This is a genomic window from Nocardia terpenica, from assembly GCF_013186535.1.
Taxonomy (GTDB): Bacteria; Actinomycetota; Actinomycetes; order Mycobacteriales; family Mycobacteriaceae; genus Nocardia; species Nocardia terpenica.
The window spans coordinates 125,652-142,969 of the sequence record NZ_JABMCZ010000005.1 but is presented as its reverse complement, the minus strand read 5'-3'; the positions used below and the strand labels follow the sequence as shown (position 1 = coordinate 142,969).

The window sequence follows — 17,318 nt, the reverse complement described above, 5'->3', positions numbered from 1 at the left end:
GCACGGCCCTCAGATCAGCCCGGCCTGATGGGCCAGGATGGCGACCTGGGTGCGGTTGTCCAGGCCCAGTTTCGAAATCGTCCGGCTGACATGGACTTTCACGGTGGCCTCGCTCATGTGGAGGCGGCGGGCGATGTCGGCGTTGCTGGCGCCGGTGGCCACCGCCATGGCGACCTCGCGTTCCCGCTCGGTCAATTCGTCGAGTTGGTCGCGGGCCTGGGCTCGTTTGGCGCCGCCGGTGGCGAAGGTGTCGAGCAGTCTCTTGGTGACGGCCGGTGCGAGGATGGCGTCTCCGGCCGCCACCACCTCGACGGCGCGGGCCAGTTCGGCGGGTGGGGCGTCCTTGAGCAGGAACCCGGCCGCGCCGGATTCCAGTGCGGCGTAGACGTATTCGTCGAGTCCGAAGGTGGTGAGCACGAGGACGGCCGGGGGATCGGGGAGGGCGCGCACGCGGCGGGTCACCTCGAGGCCGTCGACGTAGGGCATGCGGATGTCGGTGACCACGACGTCAGGGTGGTGGCGGGCGATGAGGTCGACGACGGCGCGGCCGTCGCCGTCCTGGGCCACCACCTCGATGCCCGGCCCGGCCGCGAGGATCATCGCGATACCGCCGCGCACGATGGCCTCGTCGTCGAGCAACACCACCTTGATCACATGTCCTCCCGGACCGGCCGGAGGTCGTCGTCCTCGGGCAGCGGAAACGTTGCGGTGACGACGAATTGACCGTCGTCGTCGGGGGCGATGCGTAAAGTGCCGTGCGCCAGGGCGACACGTTCCCGCATGCCGATGATGCCGAGCCCGCCACCGGTGTCGGCGTGGTCGGCGGGCCGTCCCAGGTCGTTGCGGACAGTGACGCGCAGGGCGGGGCCGTCGGTGTCGACGAGCACCGAAACCAGCTGTCCGGGTGCGTGTTTGGCGGCATTGGTGAGCGATTCCTGGACCAGGCGGTAGGCGGCGCGCCCGGCCGATCCGGAGACCGCGGGCAGCTCGCCGGGGATGCTGGCGGTGACCGGCTGCCCGGCGGCGACGGCCTCGTCCACCAGCTCCCGCAGCTCGTCCAGTGTCGGCGTGGGGCGCAGCGGGACGTCCTGGTCGCCGCGCAGTACGCCCAGCATTTCGCGTAATTCGGCGAGTGCCGCGGTTCCGGCGTTGCGGATGGCGGCGGCGGCCTCGGCGGCCTGGCCCTCGGTGGAGACCTGCACGGCCCCGGCGAGGACGGTCATCTGGCTGATGCGGTGGGCGACGACGTCGTGCATCTCGCGGGCGATGCGGGCGCGTTCGGCCACGACGGCGCTGCGGGCGAGCAGATCCCGTTCCCGCTCGGCCTGTTCGGCGCGTTCGCGCAGCGAGTCGACCAGCTGGCGGCGCTGCGCCAGCCACAGTCCGAACACGGCGGGCAGCACGACCAGGGTGGCCTCGACGAAGATGGCGATCTGGAATCGGTCGCCGGTGATCGGCAGCCCCCACGGCACGAACATCACGACCATGGTGACCGCGGTCGCGAGCCGGGTGGTCCGGACATTGCCGAAGCGCCACGCCACCGTGGCCACGGCCACCGCGATCGCATACACCCCGCCCGAGGCGATATAGCCGAACATCGCGGCCGCCAGCGCGGCGAGCGGAAAACGGCGTCGCACGAACAGACCCACGCCCACGACGCCCGCCACCACCGCAGCGAGCGGCTCCGGCACCACACCGATCGAGGAGGTGTGTGCCATCTCGACGGTCAGCAGGCCGAACACGACGGCGATCACCAGATCGAGCACGACCGCCACCGGCGAGCCGCCCCACCAGGTGAGGCGGCGGCGCGCGGCGGCAAGGTTCATAGCGCTACCGTAGGCGCGGGCGGGTCGGTGTGTCGTGATCATGGCTTCAGCGTGCCGACATCCGGCGGCCGGGCCATCTGTCCATCAGCGAAATCCGGGTACGCCGAAAGTGGTATGCCGGGGTGTAGTCAGCGGTGCGCGGCGGAGATCGGGAGGTCTCGCCATACCCTGCGTTTCTTCCAGCGGATCTGGATTTCGCGGGCCAGGCGCAGCGCATCGATGTAGGAGACCACGGCGTCCTGCGGCGTACTGGACTCCTCCCAGATTCTGGTGATGCGTTCGAGCAGTTCCGCGCGCCGGGGTTCTTCGCGGATCTCGCGGAATATCGCCAGTGCCCGCTGTGCCAGGTTCGCCATGTCCTCGTAGTCGCCGGACTGGAAGCGGAGCAGGCCCGCGCCGACGAACGCGTAGGCCTCGCCGATGCGGTCGCCGAACTCGCGGAACATGGGCGGCGCCTGTTCCACCATGGCGATGGCGCCGGACTGGTCGCCGTCGGCGTAGCGCAGCAGTCCCACACCGACGAAAGCGTATGCGTGACAGGCGCGGTCGCCGATGTCGTCGAATATCCGCATGGCCTCCTGCGCGGGGGCGATGGCGCCGTGGGGGTCGTCGGCGGCGTAGCGCAGCAGGGCCGCGCCGCCGAGGGCGTAGGCGTGCCCGAACCGATCGCCCAGGGTCCGGTAGATCCGCACCGCCTGCCACACGAGATCCTCGGCGGCCGAATCGTTGTCGGTGGCGTAGCCGAGCCTGGCCAGGCTGCTGAGGACATACGCCTCGCCCACGCGGTCGCCGATCGCGCGGAAGATGGCCAATGCCTGCCGCAGCAGCTCGTCCGCGCCCGGATCGTCGTCCATCGCGAGGCAGAGCCTGCCCAGGCCGCAGCGGACGTATGCCTGGCCCACGCGGTCGCCGAGGGCCTCGAAGATCGTGAGCGCCCGCCGCATCGGCTCCGCCGCGGTCGGGTAGTCGCCGCTCGCGTACCACGCCAGGCCGAGTTCGACGAGCGTATACGCCTGCCCGACCCGGTCGCCGATGTCGGTGAACATCCCCAGCGCGCGGGTCATCTGGTCGATCGTGCCGGAGAAGTCGCCGCTGGTGTACTGCGCCCAGCTGAGATCGTCGACGGCGTAGGCCGCGCCCACCCGGTCGCCGATCTCCTCGAAGATCGTCAGCGCCTCGGTCATGTCGTCGATCGCGGCGGGCCAGTCGGTGGTCGCGAAGTGCAGCCTGGCCAGATTGGTGCGGGCGTACGCCTCGCCGACCCGATCGCGGACGTCGCGGCAGATCTCGACAGCCTGCTGCGCCAGCTTCGTCGCGACCGGATAGTCGCCGGTGGCGAATCGGACCGAGGCGAGATCGTTGAGGGCGTGGGCCTCGGCCACCCGGTCGCCGAGCTCCAGGTAGGCGGCCAGCGCCCGCTCGATGGTGTGGGTCGCGCCGGAATAGTCGCCGGTCGCGTATTCGATCATGCCGAGTTCGTTGAGCGCGTACGCCTTTCCGAGCCGGTCGTCGCTGTCGGTGAACACGGCCAGCGCCTGCCGCACCAGGCTCGCCGCCACCGGATAGTCGCCGGTCGCGTACCGGGCCATACCGAGTCCGATGAGCGCGTATGCCCCGGCCGAGGCGTCGCCGACCTCGCCGTAGCGGGTCGACGCCCGCAGCATCAGCTCGGCGGTGGCGGGATAGTCGCCGGTGGCGTAGGCCAGCGCGCCGAGGACGCCGAGCGCGCGGGCCTCGGCGGCGCGGTCGCCGCGCGCGCGAAAGATGGTCAGCGCCTGCCGCATCGGACCGACCGCGCCCGCGTAATCGCCGGTCGCGTATTGCACGGTGCCCAGGTTGTACAGCGCCTCGGCGGCGGCGAGCGGATCGCCGCCCTCCTCGGCGAGGGCGGCGGCGCGGCGGTGCAGGTCGACCGCCACCGGCCAGGGACCGTCGACGCGCAGCAAACCGGCGAGGGCGCCGGTCAATGCGATCGCCTGCGACGAACGGCCGTGGGAGACAGCGTATTCGAGACAGTCGAGCAGGTTGTCACGCTCGGCCCGCAACCACGCCAGCGCCCGGGTGCGGTTCGTCATGCTCGGCGCGGCAGGGGATTCCCCGTCGAGCGGCAGTTGCCGCGAGCGGGTGTCGACCGTCAGCTGGCGGTCGGCGAGCTCGCCGACTCGGCGGTAGTAGTCCAGGACCCGGTCCACGGCGGCGGCGCGATCCTCGGCCGGATCCTCGGTGGCGGCGTGGTCGTGCGCGTAGACCCGCAGCAGGTCGTGCATGCGGTAGCGGCCGTCGGCCTGTTCCTGAAGCAGGTGATCGGTGAACAGCGCCTCCAACTCGTGACCGGCGGCGGCCACCGGGATGTCGGCCAGTGCCGCGGCCGCGTACTTGTCGATATCGCGGCCCGGGTGCACGCCGAGTCGGCGGAACAGTCGCCGCCGATCCGGCGACATGTCGCGATAGGACATCGCGAAGGCGGCGCGCACGGCGCGCTCCCCGGCCTCGAACTCCCGCAGCGGGTCTCGCGCCGTAGCCAGCTCCTCGGCGATCTCGGCGACGCTCCACGCCGAGCGGTTGGCCGCGCGGCCCGCGATCAGCACGATCGCCAGCGGGAGATATCCGCACAGCCGGACGATCTCGGCCACCGCCGCCGGGTCGCCGCCGGACGGCGTGCGGTGGGCCAGCGCGCAGAACAGGGCGGCGGCCCGATCCGGTTCCAGGGCGTCCAGGTCGAACGGCGCGGCGCCGTCCAGCGCGACCAGCGTCCGCCGACCGGTGATCAGCGTCAGGCAGCCCGGCCCGTTCGGCAGCAGCGGTTCCACCTGGGCGTGGTCCCGGGCGTTGTCGAGAACCAGGAGAAAGCGTTTCTCCGCCACCTGCTTTCGCCACAGATTGCGGCGGTTCTCCAGGCTGTCGGGGATCTCGCGCGAGTCCAGTCCCAGGTCGATCAGCAGTCCGGCCAGCACCTCGGCCGGTGCCGCGGCGGTGCGCCCGCGGGTGTGGGCGTGCAGGTCGACGAACAGGCGGCCGTCGGGGTAGCGGTCGGCGAGTCGATGCGCCAGCCCGGTCGCGAAGGCGGTCTTGCCGATGCCCGGCATACCGCTGATCGCGATCACCCCGCTCGCCGCGGCGACCTCGGTAATCCGTTGCAGCTCATAGTCCCGGCCGATCAGCGTGACGTCCCGGGGCAGGGTGTCGATCCCTCGCGGCCGCCGCCCGCCCACGCGATCGCAGGCCGCCGACCACTTCACCAGCTGCGCGTTCGGCACTCCGCACAGGCTCACCACCAGGCGCAGCCGGTCGTCGTCGAGGTAGCGGCCCTTGGTCATGTCGCCGATTCCCGAGCGGCTCAGCCCGGGGGCGGGCGGCTCGACGCCCAGGTGGTCCGCGGCGGCGTCCTGAAGATCCCGCAGCGACCGTCCGGCATGTTCGATGGCCTGCCGCAGCAGTTCGCCCACGTGCTGCGGGGTCTGCACCCGATCCAGTTGATCGTCGCTCACCGGCTCCCGAATGTGCCGCGTGCGCATACCGCTTCCCCTCCCGAGACGTGAACCGGGGTGTCCGGACAGTGTCCGATCGTCCGAAGCCGATACCGATCCACCGACAATTATGCCCAGCTACCAGGCGCTCGAGGGTTCCTTCGTCCGAAGTCTTTTGGACGGGCGGCCGGTGTTGATGTGCTCGGTGGTGACGGCGGGATACAGGTTCCCGACCGCAGACGAAGGAGTGCGAGATGGACCCGGAACTGTTCAACGTGCTGCTCGAGACCGGTAGCTCCGCCCTGAAGGGCGCGGTCGAGCTCGGTGCCGCGGGTGTGGAGCTGGCCACCAGGATCCTGGAATTGGTGCTGGCGGCGGTGTGACCGGGAAACCTGGGGTGCCGAACCCGATCGTCACGTAATCAGGTGCAGCACTCCAGGAATCGGCCGATCAGGGGTGAGTGGTTGTCGGGGTTCCAGGCGACGGCGAGCTCGGCGGTGGGGGCGGGCGGGGTGAAGCGGCGCAGGGTGATGCCGGTGGGGTGGAGTTGTTCGAGGCGGTGCAGGTCCACGACGGCGGCGCCCTCGCCCGCGGCGACCGTGGCGACGATCGGTTCCAGGGCCGGTTCCTCCCGGATGAGGGTCGAGTCGGTGTCGCCCCAGATCTGATCGATGGTGCGCCGGAAGTAGCCGAAGCCGAGATTGCGCGACCACAGGGTGACCGGGACCTCCAGTAGCTGTGCGGGTGCTATCCGGGCCGAGGCCGCCAAGGGGTGTTCGGGGTGAATCGCCACCGCCAGTTCGGTATTGCCGAGCGGGTGCAGCGCGACACCGTTCTTGACGGGTGGCCGGACGAACCCGATATCCAATCGGCCGGAGGCGAGCAGCTCCACGTTCAGCTCCGACCATCCGTCGGTCGCGGTCACCTCGACATTCGGGAACCGGTCGCGGAACGTCTGTACCAGTGCGTCACTCGCGGTGCGGGCGGCGGTCATCGAGTAGGCGATGCGGAGGTGCCCGGTGACGGCGTTGTCGGCGCGGCTGGTGCGGGCCAGCAGTTCGTCGTAGCGCTGGATCAGCTCGGCGGCGTCGGTGAACAGGACGGCTCCGGCCCGGGTGACCTCCACGCGATGCGCGTCCCGGTCGAACAGCGGGACGCGCAACTCTCGTTCGACCGCCTTGACCTGCCGCGACAGGGCGGGCTGGGTGATGTGCAGCCGCTGGGCGGCGCGGCCGAAATGACGTTCCTCGGCCAGCACGATGAGATTGCGGAGGCGTTCTATCTCCATGGTTTCCCGTTTCGGTGAGTGCCGAAATTTCCACTTTATACGATCGGCCGGATACATCCGGTCGGAAATTTTCGGAATGTTTTCGGACACCAACTAGTACGTATTGTGAGCATATTCTCCGGATTTTCCACACCATTCCGGGAAATCATCTTTCCCCGCGCCGGGCCTTGACCCGCCCAGCCCGGAAAATTAGCGTCGATCGAATGGGAGATCGGGCGGAAAACAGGGAAATCTTCGGTGGCGGCCGGTGGCTGCCGACGGCGGACGGGTTGGACGTGATCAACCCCTACACCGGAGAAGTCGTCGGCGTCGCGGCCCGCGCCACGGCCGCCCAGGCGCTCGAGGTGGCCCGCGCCGCCGGGCAGTTCCGCTGCGAACTCGCCGCCTACGAGCGCGCGGACATCCTGTCCCGGTGCGCGGAGCTGATCGAGCGGGCGGCCGCGGAGTTCGCGCGGTCGATCTGCCGGGAGTCGGGACTGGCCTACAAGGACGGGACCAAGGAGGTCTCCCGGGCCGTCGCGCAGTTGCGTTTCGCCGCCGAGGAGGCCAAACGCATTACCGGCGAAGCCATTTCGACCGATGTCACGCCGACCGCGGGCAGGCGCATGGCGGTCGCCTTCCGCGAACCCGTCGGCACCGTGCTGGCGATCACGCCGTTCAATCGCCCGCTCAACCAGGTGGTGACCAAGGTGGCGCCCGCCATCGCCGCCGGTGCGGGGGTGATCGTCAAACCGTCGGAGCGCACGCCGCTGACGGCGACGCTGTTCGTGCGCACGCTGCTCGGGGCAGGTGTGCCCGAGCGCATGATCAGCCTGGTGACCGGCGATCCGATCACGGTCGGTGAGACGCTGGTGACCAGCGGGATGGTCGACATGGTGACGTTCACCGGCAGCGCGACCGTCGGCCGTCGCATCGCGCAGCGGGCCGGAATGATGCGCACCGCTTTCGAACTCGGGGACAGCGGCGCCCTCATCGTGCTGGAGGATGCCGACCTGGCCGCCGCGGCGGCCGAGGCGGCGGCGGGCGCCTTCGCCACCAGCGGCCAGTCCTGCCGCGGCGTCAAGCGAATCCTGGTGCAGGACACCGTCGCCGACGACTTCGCCGCGCTCCTGCGCGCGGCGGCCGAGCGTTTGCGGGTCGGCGATCCCCTCGATCCCGCCACCGATATCGGGACGCTGATCGACGAGCGCGCCGCGCACGCGGTGGACGGGCGGGTCCGCGAGGCGGTGGCGGGCGGGGCGCGGCTGCTGTGCGGCGGGCGGCGCGCGGGGGCGCAGTACTGGCCGACCGTTCTCGATCATGTCGACCGCCGGTGCGAGCTGGTGCGGGAGGAGACCTTCGGCCCGTGCGCCCCCATCGTCCGGGTGCGGGATTTCGAGGACGCGTTGGAATGCGTCAACGACAGCCGCTACGGACTGCAGGCCGGATTGTTCACCCAGCGGCTCGATTACGCGCTGCACGCGGCGCGGACCCTCCAGGTCGGCACCGTGGTGCTCAACGGCGGACCGCAGTTCGAGTCGCCCAACGTCCCCTTCGGCGGCGTCAAGGACAGCGGGCTCGGCCGCGAGGGCATCCGGTACGCAATTCAGGAGATGACCAGGATCAAAACGCTGGTCCTGTAAGCCGTTATTCGGGCGGATTTCGGTGATACCCGCTTCGCATCGTGAGCATGACATTCCTTCATCGAGCATTCGTTGACCTGCCGGTCACCCGGCATTAATGTTCTATTCAACTGCTCTTCGCTCGGGGTTTTTGTCATGAACAGGGGGCCTCTCGTTGAATGCATCTGCCGATACCGCTGTGCCGGATCGCGATTTTCAGACACGCGCCGCCGCCCTGTTACGCGCCGCGGCGAATGATCTGAAACGCAACGACGCCAACGCCGAGGACGATCTCGATCTGCCGCGCGGGACATTTTCCGAATTGACGTCCGGGACCCGCCCGGTGACCTGGGACCTCATCCGCAAGGCCGCCCGGATGTGGCCGCTGAACGAGCGTGACCTGCTGCCCGTGCACGACGACTGCCCCGCCGGCGTGCGCATCGTGCGGGTCGAGGAATCCGTCGCCAGCGCCCGCGTGATCGAGCGCGGTGCGGTGCCGTATTACGAATACCGGGATACCGCCATGTCCCGCATCTCCTCCTATCGTCCGGAATGGATCCGGATGCTGCAGGTGGTGGGCGACGACGAGCCGGAGAATCCGGACGTCCGCTGGAACAACGGCCATCTGCTGTATCAGTTCACCTATTTCATCGGCCCGGTGAATTATTACTACCGCTGGGGCGCGAAGAAACGCTGCGTGCCGATGAACACCGGGGATTCGGTGTGGGGCCTGCCGTATGCCCCGCACTCGTTCACCGCCCGCACCGCCGCCGAACCGGCGCTGATCCTGGCCCTCACCTACGGCGGGTCGCTGGTCGGCGATGCCCAGCGCGAACTGTCGGTGACCGGGCCGGAGGTCGCCGCCGCCGCGGCGCTGCCGCCGGGACCGCAGGGGCGGGCCGCCCTGCTGCGCTCGTTCCTGGACTCCCGGATCACCACCGTCGCCGACATCGCCGAGCGCGCCGCGATCCCGATACCCCGTGCGGCGGACGTCTTCTCGGGGAAGGCCGATCCGAGCTGGGCCGAATTGTCCGCTCTCGCAGACGCTTTCGGAGTCAACCCGCGCGAGCTGCTGCCGGGCGGCAGCGCGGCGGTCGACGGGGTCGCGATCGCACCGCACGCCCGGGCGCGGACCCGGCTGCACCCCGACCCGACGGATCCGGCCTACCGGCTGACGACACTGGCCGGGGACCGATTGCACCCGCACACAACGGCTTTCGAGGTCGAGGCGCTGCGGTACGAGGAGTCGGACGCGGCCCGCCTCACCACCTACCAGCACCAGTATCTCTACGTCCTGGGCGAGAGCTCGGTCCGCCTGACCTGGGTCCACGGCGGGCGGTCCTACGCCGAGGTGCTGGAACCGGGCGACTCCGCCTACCTGCGGCCGTATCTGCCCGCCGCGCTGCTCGCGACGGAGTTGGGCACGGCGGGGAAGGTATTGCTGCTCCGCATCGGCGGTGCGGTCACCACCGAGGTCCGGTTCGGGCTGGGCGCCATGGCGGAGGGCGGGTTGAACCGCTATCTCGCCGAGGACCGGCTCTGGTACCGGCCGAACGAAAACGATTGATGCAGGAGTACATTCGCATGTTACAGGTCGATGAGAAGCGGGATCTGCTTCGTGCCGCGCTGCGCGGCGCCCATCCGGTGCGGGCGGTCGGCGCGCACGACGGACTGACCGCCAAGATCGTTGCCGAGGCGGGCTTCGAGGCCGTCTGGGTATCCAGTTTCGAGCTGTCGGCCAGCCACGGCCTGCCCGATGCCAGCCTGCTCACCATGACGCAATATCTCGACGCCGCCGAGGACGTCGACGCGGTGATCGACCTTCCGGTGATCGCCGACTGCGACACCGGTTTCGGGGGGCCGCTCAACGTGTCCTATCTGATGCAGCGCTACGCGCGCCGCCACATCGCGGCGGTCTGTATCGAGGACAAGATGTTCCCGAAGATCAACAGCTTCGCCGAGGCCGCGCAGGATCTGCTCTCCGCCGAGGAGTTCGCGCTGAAGATCAAGGCGGGCAAGGAGGTGCTCGACGGCGACGGTCCGCTGCTCATCGCCCGGACCGAGGCCCTCATCTCCGGGTCCGGCGTGGACGAGGCGCTCGATCGCGGGCACGCCTACGCCGCCGCGGGCGCGGATGTGGTGCTGGTGCACAGCAAGAGCAAGCGACCCGACGAGGTGCTCGAGTTCGGCGCCCGCTGGGATCTGGACGTGCCGCTCGCGGCGGTGCCGACGACCTACTCGCAGGTCACCGAGGCGACCCTGCGCGAGGCCGGGTACGGGCTGGTCATCTACGCCAATCACAGTCTGCGCGCGGCGGTTCGGGGCGTGCGCGAGGTGCTCGACCGGCTCACGCACGCGGGCCGCGCCGCCGATGTGGAGTCGCGGATCAGCCCCATGGCCGAGATCTTCGCGCTGCAGGGCATGCCCGCCCGGTTCTCGGCCACGCCGTGATCACCTCCGCGGCGTTCGTGGACGCCCTCGACGCGATGGGTATCCGCCTGATCAGCGGCGTTCCCTGCTCGACGTTCACGGGAACGATCCGGCTGCTCGCCGAACACCCCCGCATCCGCTATGCGGCCGCGGCCAACGAGGGCGGCGCGCTGGCCGTCGCGGCGGGCGCGCGGCTCACCGGGACCCCGGCCGCGGTGCTGCTGCAGAATTCGGGTTTCGGGAACCTGATCAACCCGCTCACCTCCCTGGTGCTGCCGTATCGGATTCCGGTGCTGGTGGTGATGAGCATGCGGGGCTGGCCGGAAGCCACCGCCGGGGAGCCGCAGCACGTGTGGATGGGGCGGGTGCCCCCGATCTGGCTGGAATCGCTGCGGGTGCCGCACTGGCTGCTCACGCCGCAACGATCGGACCTGGAACCGATTACCGATGCGGCCGCCGCGGCCCTGCGCGACGGTCGCACCGGGTTCCTGCTGGTGGCTCCCGGAACCCTCGGCGGGGGTACCGGCGACCGGAGCGGATCGGGTGAGAGGCCCACGGCCCGTGCCGATTTCGCCGCGAACGGGCGAGGGGTCGGGCGCGAGCAGCTGGTGGCGGCACTCGTGCGTGCGGCGGGCGACGCCAATCTCGTCTCCACGACCGGGTACCTGTCGCGCGCGCTGTACAACCTCGGGGATCGGCCCCGCAACTTCTATATGCAGGGCTCGATGGGGCACGCGGCGGGCCTGGCGCTGGGGGCGGCGCTGGCCCGGCCCGAGCAGCGGTTCGTCGTCCTCGACGGTGACGGCGCGGCCTACATGCATCTCGGAATGCTGCCGACGATCGGGCATTTCGCGCCGCCGAACCTGTGCCACATCGTCTACGACAATGCGGTGTACGAGTCGACCGGCGCGCAGCCGGTGCCCGCCACCCGCACCGATCTGGCCGCGGTGGCCGCGGCCAGCGGCTATCGCGCCGTGTTCCGGATCTCGGCGGCGGGGGAGCTGGACTCGACGCTGCGCGACGCGCTGGCCGCCGAGGGGCCGGTGCTGGTCCATGTAACGGGCGGTGTGGCGGGCTCTCCCGGGCCGCGGGCCTCGACCGGTCTGACCGTGGCCGAGGTCGCCGAGCGCTTCGCCGCGAACCTGGGCGGCTCGGTCGGCAACGGGGCGGGCCGATGATCGCGCCGCCGACCGTGCCCGGGGTCGCCGCCCTCGATCGGCTCCCCGGGCATCCGGCCGCCTATTTCGGCGCCGGAGCCGCGGATCGGATCGCGGATATCGTGGATGGCTGGCATGCGCAACGGGTGCTGCTCGTCCACGGGCGGTGGTCGTTCCGGGCGAGCGGGGCCGAGCGCATTGTCGAACCGCTTGCGGCGCACCGGATCCTGCGCCACTTCGACGGTGTCCGCGCCAATCCGACCATCGAGCAGGTGGCGGCGGGTGTGGCGGTGGTGGCGCGGTTCCGGCCCGATCTGGTGATCGGTATCGGCGGCGGCAGCGCCCTGGATACGGCGAAGGCGATGGCGTTGCTCGCGGCGCAATCGGCCGAACCGCAACGCTGCCTGTCGGTTCCGGCGCTCATCGATGCGCCGAGGGCCTGCGGGCTGCTGCTCGTGCCGACCACGGCGGGGACGGGTAGCGAGGTGACCCGGTTCGCCACGGTGTATCGCGGGTTCGACAAGTACTCGATCGATCATCCGGGCATGCGGGCGGATGTGGCCGTCATCGATCCGGAACTGACTGCGTCGCTGGCGGTTCCGGTCGCCGTGGCCGGTGCGCTCGACGCGTTCGGCCAGGCCGTCGAATCCTGGTGGGCGGTGCGGGCGAATGACTTCTCCCGGGTGGTCGCCGCCGACGCCGTGCAGGTTCTCGCCCGCGCGCTGGGTGAGGTGCTGCGCCGCGGCGATTTCGACAGCCCGGGCCTGCGGTCGCGGCTCGCGTGGGGTGCGGCGCTCGCCGGGGTCGCCATCGACATCAGCCGGACGACCGCCGCACACGCGCTGTCGTATGCGCTCACCGCCCGGCTGGGCATCCCGCACGGCGTCGCCGTCGCGCTCCATCTGCCCTGGGTGCTCGAGCACAATGCCCGACTCACGTCGGGCGACTGCGCGCATCCGCTGGGTCCCGGCTTCGTGCGCGATGTCGTTGCCGCCGTTGGCGATACGACGCAGCGGGCGGCCGGTGTCGCCGTCCGCGATCTCGTCGGCGGGCTGTTGGCGCTGGGCGGATATCCGCGGCGGCTCGGCGAGCTCGGACTGGCGGCGGACGAATGGGCGCCGCTGATCGATGCGGCGGTCTCGTCGGCGCGGGCCGGTAACAACCCGCGCCCGGTCCGCGTGGAGGACATTCTCGCCCAACTGATGTCGTGATCGACCGATTGTCCGATCTCCGTGAAGGTAGGTGCACATGCCCGATCACACCGTCCTCTACACCGACCCGGCGTGGCTCGTCGGCCCGCACGGGATCGATTCCGCCCGTGCCACGGTGGAACGCGACATCCTCGGTCCGAGTGTGGAATTGCGTATCGGGCCCGGGCGCGACGGACGCTATCTGCTCGACGATCCTGAGCTGCTGAGACGGGCGAGCGGTTGCGATGTCATCGTGGTGTATCGCCGCCCGGTCACTGCCGAGCTACTGGATGCGGCCGGGCCGGGGCTGCGCGCCGTCGTCCGGCAGGGCGTCGGCGTGGACAATCTCAACGCGCCGCTGCTCGCCGAGCGCGGCATCCCGGCCTACTACATCCCCGATTACTGCGTCGACGAGGTCGCCACCCACACCGCCGCGCTCGCCCTCGCGCTGGAACGGCGGATAATCCCCCAGCACCAGGCCCTCGGCGGCGGGCGATTCGACATCTACGCCGGTGGCGTCCCGCGCCGCGTGCACCGCCGCACGCTCGGCATCGTCGGTTTCGGGCGCATCGGCCGCGCGGTCGCCCGGCGGCTGGGCACCTTCTATCACCGTTTCCTGGTGTACGACCCGTACCTCGGCCGCGATCTCGCCGAGGGATACGGCGGCACCGCCGTCGACACCCTCGGGGAACTGCTGGCCGCCTCGGATCTGGTGACCCTGCACTGCCCGCTGAACGACGAAACCACCGGCCTCATCGGGGAATCCGAGCTGCGGGCGATGCGGCCGGACGCCTATCTGGTCAATGCCGCCCGGGGCGCGCTCGTGGACCCGGTGGCCCTGGGCAAGGCGCTCGAGTCCGGCGGGATCGCCGGGGTCGGCCTGGACGTCTTCTTCCCGGAGAACCCGCACGAGGACCCCCGCTGGCGCACCGTGCTCGAACATCCGGCAGCGGTCCTGTCCAGCCATCGCGCATTCCTGTCGACCGAGGCGGAGGCCAGCAGCCGCCGCCGCGTCGCCGAAATCGTCCGAGCGGTGCTCGACGGGCGGACCAACCTTCCCGGGCGAATTTGAGGGTTCACTCGACGGTCGACCGCCAGAATGCCCTGATTCCCGCTACGCCGTGGGCACCGTATCGGCGCGCTTCGGTCAGCTGGTCCGGTGTCATGCCGCCCAATGCGTAGACGGGAAGCGGATACCCTGCGATCAGTTGCCGAAAGCGGTTCCACCCCAGGGGTTCCGCGTCCGGATGCGACGCGGTGGGGGCGACGGGCGACAAGGTCACGAAATCGGCTCCCAGACGCAGGGCGTGTTCGAGCTCCTGTTCGCTGTGGCAGCTGGCCCCGACGAGCCGACCGGGCGGCAGCGGCCGCTCGTCCAGACCGGCAAGCTGGCGCGCCGCCAGGTGCACGCCGAAGCCGCCGCCGAGCGCCTGCGCGCCCGGGATGTCCGCGTCGAGAGTTATTCGCGCACAGGCGGCTTCGACGCTCGCCGACAGCTCGGACGCGAGATCGCGGACGAGGTCGCCCGCCCACAGGGGCAGCCGGATCCGCAGCAGACCGACCCCGCTCCGAAGTTCGGCCTCGATGCATCGCACGAGCCCGCCGCGCTGATCCGGCGCAACCCACGCGGGCGTGATCGGATACAGCGCGGGCAGGCGAGAATCGCGGTCCGTCGACACGGGCATGAAAGTTACCCCATACCGTCTCGGCCGATCTTCGGCCGCCGGCTCAGTGGTCGTTGCCCGGACTTTGCAGACATCGTTTCGGTGTATAGGGTGGGGGACGATGACTCCCGGGACGGCATTGCGCCACACACGGATCGGTGACCGGGCGCTGCTCTGAGCGCCGTGCGGGCTCCGCCTCGTCGTGTTGATCACAGGCACCAGAGATCAACCACGACAGGAGAATTCATGCCCAGCGAGACCCTGTACATTCCCACCGCCGACGGCCGGGCCGACGCCTTCGCCGCCTTCCCCGACCACGGCGAGCGCCACCCCGGGGTGCTGATGTACGCCGACGCCCTCGGCATCCGGCCCGTGGTGCGGGATTTGGCCCGCGAACTGGCCGGGCACGGGTACTACGTGCTCGTCCCCAACTACTTCTACCGGCACGGCCCGGCGCCGGTGATCGAGCTTCCCGAGTTCATCGGCGAAGACGTCCGGCCCGCGATCGTCGCCCGGTTGATGCCGTTGATCGAGGCGCACACCGCCGACCGCGTCCTGCGCGACGCCGACGCCTACCTCGACTTCCTCACGGCCCAGCCCGAGGTCGCCGCCGGACCGGTCGCGGTGACCGGCTACTGCATCGGCGGACTCTGGGCGATGCGCACCGCCGTGGCCCACCCCGGCCGGGTGGCCGCGGTCGCCGGATTCCACGCCCCCGTGGCCGCCGACGGCCCCGACAGCCTCGCCGCGCTCACCGCCCGGGTCCACTTCGGCCACGCCGAAACCGACCTGACCCCCGCGGCCCTCGGCGAACTCAACCGTGCCCTGGACGCCGCCGGTGTCGACTACACCTCCGAGATCTACCCCGGCACCGTCCACGGCTTCACCATGTCCGACACCGCGGCATTCGACCCCGCCGCCCTACAGCACCATTGGGACCGTCTGCACGCCCTGCTCGAGCACACCCCGATCAACCACTGAGGCCCCCGTGTCGAGAATCCGGGTGCGGCTCCGTCTCAGGGGAGAATGCGGCCAGAATGGGCCGTACCGCACTGAAGGAGAACCTGATGGCCAAGTATCTGCTGCTCAAGCATTACCGGGGCGCGCCGGTACCGGACAACTTCGTGCCGATGGATCGGTGGACGCCCGAGGAGGTCTCGGCCCACATGCAGTACATGCTCGATATGGCCGCGCGGCTCGAGGGCAGCGGTGAGTTCGTCGATGCGCAGGCGCTCGCCCCGGAGGGCACGTTCGTGCGCTTCGACGGCGAGGGGCGGCCGCCGGTCACCGACGGTCCGTTCGCGGAGACCAAGGACCTGATCGCCGGGTGGATGGTGATCGATGTCGAAACCTACGAGCGGGCACTGGAATTGGCGGGGGAGCTGTCGGCGGCCCCGGGTGCGGGCGGCAAGCCGATCCACGAGTGGATCGAGGTGCGCCCGTTCCTGGCCGCGCCCGCGACCATCACGGAGTGACGGTGGACGAGGCGCTGCTGCGGGCCCTCACCCCCGGTGTGATCGGCATCCTCGTCCGTCGCGGAGCGGATTTCGCGGCGGCCGAGGATGCCGTGCAGGACGCCCTGGTCGAGGCCGTGCGGGTGTGGCCGGACGACCCGCCGCGCGACCCCAAGGGCTGGCTGGTCACCGTGGCCTGGCGCCGGTTCCTCGACGCGGTCCGCGCCGAAACATCGCGGCGGGGGCGGGAATTCGCGGTGCAGGTCGAGCCCGCCGCCGGTCCGGTGCCCGACACGGACGACACGCTGTGGCTGTATTTCCTGTGTGCGCATCCGTCGCTGTCGCCGGGTTCGGCGGTGGCTCTGACGCTGCGCGCGGTCGGTGGTCTGACCACGCGGCAGATCGCGGCGGCGTATCTCGTTCCCGAGGCGACCATGGCGCAGCGGATCAGCCGGGCCAAGCGGCGGCTCGCGGGGGTGCGGCTGGATCGGCCCGGCGATCTCGCGACGGTGCTGCGGGTGCTCTACCTGGTGTTCAACGAGGGCTACGGCGGAGATGTCGACCTGGCGGCCGAGGCGATCCGCCTCACCCGCCAGCTCGCCGCCACGACCGACGAGCCCGAGGTCTCGGGGCTGCTCGCGCTCATGCTGCTGCACCACGCGCGCCGGGCGTCTCGCACCGGCCCGGGCGGTCGCCTGGTGCCGCTCGCGGCGCAGGACCGATCCCGTTGGGACACCGGCCTTATCGCCGAGGGGGTGACGATCCTGCAGGGCGCGCTGGCCCGCGACCGGCTGGGCGAATACCAGGCGCAGGCCGCCATCGCCGCCCTGCACGCGGACGCCCCGAGCGCCGACGAGACGGACTGGGTGCAGATCGTGGAGTGGTACGACGAACTGCTGCACCTCACCGGCAGCGCGGTGGTGCGGCTCAATCGGGCGGTGGCGGTCGGCGAGGCCGACGGACCGCAGGCCGGGCTGACGGCGCTGGCCGAGGTGGATCCCGGTCTGCCCCGGTACGCCGCCGCGCGGGCGTATCTGCTGGAACGCGCCGGTGACCTCGCACGCGCCGCCGAGCTGTATGCCGAGGCATCCCGGGCCGCGACCAGCATGCCGGAGCGCGATCACCTCATCGGCGAGGCCGCCCGGGTGCGGCAACTGCTGCGGGCGTGATCATTCGGTGCGGAACGAGCGGATGGCCGCGAGGTCGGGATCGGATTCCCGACCGACCGAACCCCGGCGTCC

15 protein-coding genes are annotated in these 17,318 nt (G+C 70.6%); 10 read left to right on the top strand and 5 right to left on the bottom strand.

Annotated features, from left to right (window positions below; genetic code table 11):
• Positions 1-9: 9 nt before the first annotated feature.
• From HPY32_RS36515 to HPY32_RS36505, 3 genes are all read right to left on the bottom strand, one after another.
• Positions 10-654 (bottom strand): response regulator, encoded by a 645-nt coding sequence (locus tag HPY32_RS36515; RefSeq protein ID WP_082871438.1) that lies wholly within the window; start codon positions 652-654, stop codon positions 10-12.
• Complete coding sequence (locus HPY32_RS36510; RefSeq protein WP_156674491.1) at positions 651-1,868, bottom strand: sensor histidine kinase; 1,218 nt, start codon at positions 1,866-1,868, stop codon at positions 651-653. Before HPY32_RS36510 ends, HPY32_RS36515 begins: the two co-directional genes overlap by 4 nt.
• Before the next feature lie 86 nt (positions 1,869-1,954).
• On the bottom strand, positions 1,955-5,341 hold the full coding sequence (locus tag HPY32_RS36505) for a tetratricopeptide repeat protein (protein WP_067588772.1): 3,387 nt from the start codon (positions 5,339-5,341) through the stop codon (positions 1,955-1,957).
• A gap of 206 nt (positions 5,342-5,547) precedes the next feature.
• On the opposite strand from HPY32_RS36505, the gene HPY32_RS45900 reads away from it, so the two are divergent.
• Entirely contained in the window at positions 5,548-5,676 is a 129-nt protein-coding gene (locus HPY32_RS45900; protein ID WP_267466579.1) for a hypothetical protein, read from the top strand.
• Positions 5,677-5,714: 38 nt separating this feature from the next.
• Here the strand turns inward: HPY32_RS45900 and HPY32_RS36500 are convergent, their stop codons facing one another.
• Entirely contained in the window at positions 5,715-6,581 is an 867-nt protein-coding gene (locus tag HPY32_RS36500; RefSeq protein ID WP_067588774.1) for a LysR family transcriptional regulator, read from the bottom strand.
• A gap of 203 nt (positions 6,582-6,784) precedes the next feature.
• On the opposite strand from HPY32_RS36500, the gene HPY32_RS36495 reads away from it, so the two are divergent.
• The 6 genes from HPY32_RS36495 to HPY32_RS36470 all read left to right on the top strand — a co-directional run bounded on the left by HPY32_RS36495 (position 6,785) and on the right by HPY32_RS36470 (position 14,031).
• Positions 6,785-8,203, top strand: a complete 1,419-nt coding sequence (locus HPY32_RS36495; RefSeq protein ID WP_067588776.1) for an aldehyde dehydrogenase family protein — start codon at positions 6,785-6,787, stop codon at positions 8,201-8,203.
• 178 nt (positions 8,204-8,381) lie between these two features.
• Positions 8,382-9,749, top strand: coding sequence for a hypothetical protein (locus tag HPY32_RS36490; protein ID WP_197696511.1), 1,368 nt, complete (start codon positions 8,382-8,384; stop codon positions 9,747-9,749).
• A 17-nt stretch (positions 9,750-9,766) separates the two neighbouring features.
• Positions 9,767-10,633 (top strand): isocitrate lyase/phosphoenolpyruvate mutase family protein, encoded by an 867-nt coding sequence (locus HPY32_RS36485; protein WP_067595877.1) that lies wholly within the window; start codon positions 9,767-9,769, stop codon positions 10,631-10,633.
• A complete protein-coding gene (aepY, locus tag HPY32_RS36480; RefSeq protein WP_067588780.1) occupies positions 10,630-11,790 on the top strand; it encodes a phosphonopyruvate decarboxylase in 1,161 nt (386 codons plus the stop codon). Before HPY32_RS36485 ends, aepY begins: the two co-directional genes overlap by 4 nt.
• On the top strand, positions 11,787-12,980 hold the full coding sequence (locus HPY32_RS36475; protein ID WP_067588782.1) for a phosphonoacetaldehyde reductase: 1,194 nt from the start codon (positions 11,787-11,789) through the stop codon (positions 12,978-12,980). Before aepY ends, HPY32_RS36475 begins: the two co-directional genes overlap by 4 nt.
• A 37-nt stretch (positions 12,981-13,017) precedes the next feature.
• Complete coding sequence (locus HPY32_RS36470) at positions 13,018-14,031, top strand: C-terminal binding protein (RefSeq protein WP_067588785.1); 1,014 nt, start codon at positions 13,018-13,020, stop codon at positions 14,029-14,031.
• 4 nt (positions 14,032-14,035) lie between these two features.
• Here the strand turns inward: HPY32_RS36470 and HPY32_RS36465 are convergent, their stop codons facing one another.
• Positions 14,036-14,644 (bottom strand): thiamine phosphate synthase, encoded by a 609-nt coding sequence (locus HPY32_RS36465; RefSeq protein ID WP_082871440.1) that lies wholly within the window; start codon positions 14,642-14,644, stop codon positions 14,036-14,038.
• Positions 14,645-14,869: 225 nt separating this feature from the next.
• On the opposite strand from HPY32_RS36465, the gene HPY32_RS36460 reads away from it, so the two are divergent.
• From HPY32_RS36460 to HPY32_RS36450, 3 genes are all read left to right on the top strand, one after another.
• A complete protein-coding gene (locus HPY32_RS36460) occupies positions 14,870-15,604 on the top strand; it encodes a dienelactone hydrolase family protein (RefSeq protein WP_067588786.1) in 735 nt (244 codons plus the stop codon).
• 86 nt (positions 15,605-15,690) lie between these two features.
• A complete protein-coding gene (locus HPY32_RS36455) occupies positions 15,691-16,098 on the top strand; it encodes a YciI family protein (protein ID WP_067595879.1) in 408 nt (135 codons plus the stop codon).
• A gap of 2 nt (positions 16,099-16,100) precedes the next feature.
• A complete protein-coding gene (locus HPY32_RS36450; protein WP_067595880.1) occupies positions 16,101-17,246 on the top strand; it encodes an RNA polymerase sigma factor in 1,146 nt (381 codons plus the stop codon).
• Positions 17,247-17,318 lie beyond the last annotated feature (72 nt).